We start from the raw sequence: 2513 nt of genomic DNA, 5'->3' as shown, positions 1-2513 counted from the left end.
GTGTCGGGGGTGATGGTTCAGGTGGTGTGGCTGGATCGGGGGGTGGGGGTTTCCGGGCGGCTGTTGCTGGTTGTTCATCATCTGGTGGTGGACGGGGTGTCCTGGCGGATTCTGTTGCCGGATTTGGCGGCGGCTTATGCGGCTTGTGTGGCTGGTGGTGGGGTGGAGTTGGAGCCGGTGGGGACGGCGTTTCGTCGTTGGGCTCTGCTGGCTCGGGCTCAGGCGCAGGATCCGGTTCGGGTGGCGGAACTGCCTGTGTGGCAGCGGATTCTTACCGGTGATGACGTCCTGTTGGGTGACCGGCCGCTTGATCCGGCCCGTGATGTGGCGTCGAGTATGCGGCAGCTGTCGTTTTCGGTGTCCCTGGAGGTGACGGCGGCGCTGCTCACGACCGTACCTACGCTGTTCCACGCCGGGATCAACGACGTGCTGCTGGCCGGGCTCGCCGCCGCCGTGACCGAATGGCGTCGGCGGCGGGGTGACGGTGCGTCGGAGGCCATCGTGATCGACCTGGAGGGACATGGCCGCGAGCCGCTGGCCGAGGACGTCGAGTTGTCCCGAACAGTGGGCTGGTTCACCAGAGTCCATCCCGTACGGCTGGAACTGCCCGACGTCGACCTTGCGGACCTGCGCGCCGGTGGCCCCGCCGCCGGCCGGATAATCAAGGAGGTCAAGGAGCAGGTGCGGGCGGTCCCCGGCGAAGGCCTGGGCTATGGGTTGCTGCGCCACCTGAATCCCGCTACGCGGCCGGTCCTGGCGGCGCTACCGACCCCGCAGATCGCCTTCAACTACCTGGGCCGCTTCGCCGGTGCCCGTCGTACCGGCGAAGACACGGACTGGCAGCCGATCGGCCTCGACGGGGAGGCCGGCGACCTTCCGGCAGCCCACGTGCTGGAGGCCGGGGGAGCCGTGCGGGACGGGGCGGACGGCCCCGAGCTCACCGTCTCGCTGGCCTGGCCGCCCGGCGTCCTGGCCGAGCCTGCCGTCCGGGAACTGGGCGAGGGCTGGGTGGCGATGCTGACCGGCCTGGCCGAGCACGCCGCGCGCCCCGAGGCGGGGGGACATACCCCGTCCGACTTCCCATTGCTGGAGCTGGGCCAGCGCCAGGTGGAGCAGTTCGAGGCCATGGCGGCAGAGATCGAGAAGGGGACCTCGTCATGAAACGCTCCGCGCTGTCGGAAGTATGGCCGCTCTCACCGTTGCAGGAGGGGTTGCTGTTCCACGCCACGTTCGACGAGCAGGCTGTGGACGTCTACTCCGGGCAGCACGTCATGGAGCTGGAGGGACCGCTGGACGCCGAGGTCCTGCGCGCGTCGGGGCAGGCGATGCTGGACCGGCACGCCAACCTGCGGGCCGGGTTCCGGCAGACGGCCGGGCTTGCCCAGCCGGTCCAGGTCATCGCCGCCAGGGTCGCGCTGCCATGGCGTGAGGCGGACGTGTCGGCGCTGCCTTCGGCCGGAGCCGAGGCGGAGGCCGACCGGCTGGCCGCCGAGGACCTGGACCGCGGATTCGACCCGGCCGTACCTCCGCTGCTGCGGTTCCTGCTGATCCGGTTCGGTGCGCGGCGCCACCGCCTGGTGATCACCAACCATCACATCCTGCTGGACGGCTGGTCGCTGCCGATCTTCAAACGCGAGCTGTTCGGGGTGTACCGGGCGGGCGGCGACTCCAGCGGGCTGAAGCCCGTGCCGCCTTACCGTGACTACCTGGTATGGCTGAGCAGGCAGGACCGCCAGGCCGCGCGAGCGGCCTGGCGCCGTGAGCTGGACGGCAAGCAGGAGCCAACCAGAGTCGTGGTGGCGGACCCGGGCCGGGATCCGGTAATGACCGAGCTCACCGAGCTGCGCCTGGGCCCCGAGCCGACCGGAGCGCTGCGCGAGCTGGCCCAGGCCCACGGGGTGACGCTGAACACGGTCGTGCAGGGGGCGTGGGCGATGCTGGTCAGCCGCCTGGCCGGCCGGTCCGACGTGGTGTTCGGTGCGGTCGTCGCGGGTCGTCCGCCCGAGCTGCCCGGGGTGGAGGACATGCTGGGCCTGTTCATCAACACGCTGCCGGTCCGGGTGCCGCTGGATCCGGCCCAGCGGGTCTGCGACATGCTGGTGGCCTTGCAGGCCCGGCAGTCCGCGTTGACGGCTCACCAGTACCTCGGCCTGGCCGAGATCCAGCGCGAGGCCGGGCCCGGCGCGGTCTTCGACACGCTCGTGGTCTACGAGAACTATCCGTTCGACCCGACGGTGGCACCCGCGGCACCCGCGGCGGCCGACCCGGACAGCCTGCGGGTCACCTCGCGCGGTGGCCGGCAGGCCGCGCACTATCCCCTCACCCTGGGCATACGGCCTGGCCGCGACGGGCTGGCGCTGCACGTGGACTACCGGCCCGACCTGTTCGACCAGCGGACGGCCGCGGAGCTGCTGGCCCGGTTGGTACGGATCCTGGAGGCTGTGGCGGCGGATCCGGGGGTGTTGGTGGGTCGGGTGCCGGTGTTGGGTGCGGCTGAGTGGGTGCGGGTGGTG

The 2513-nt window shown here is 71.2% G+C and carries 2 protein-coding genes; both read left to right on the top strand.

Going from position 1 to position 2513, the window contains the following annotated elements; translation table 11 throughout:
* Nucleotides 1-1161: condensation domain-containing protein (locus tag CED_RS21070; protein ID WP_235187273.1), on the top strand; the 1161-nt coding region annotated here is incomplete at its 5' end.
* On the top strand, nt 1158-2513 hold a 1356-nt coding region (locus tag CED_RS25900), incomplete at its 3' end, for a condensation domain-containing protein (RefSeq protein WP_278248118.1). The genes CED_RS21070 and CED_RS25900, both read left to right, overlap by 4 nt.

Origin of the sequence: Frankia sp. CeD, from assembly GCF_000732115.1 — a bacterium.
Taxonomy (GTDB): domain Bacteria; phylum Actinomycetota; class Actinomycetes; order Frankiales; family Frankiaceae; genus Frankia; species Frankia casuarinae.
Note: the sequence above shows the minus strand (reverse complement) of the source record. Positions and strands in the feature narration are given on the sequence as shown.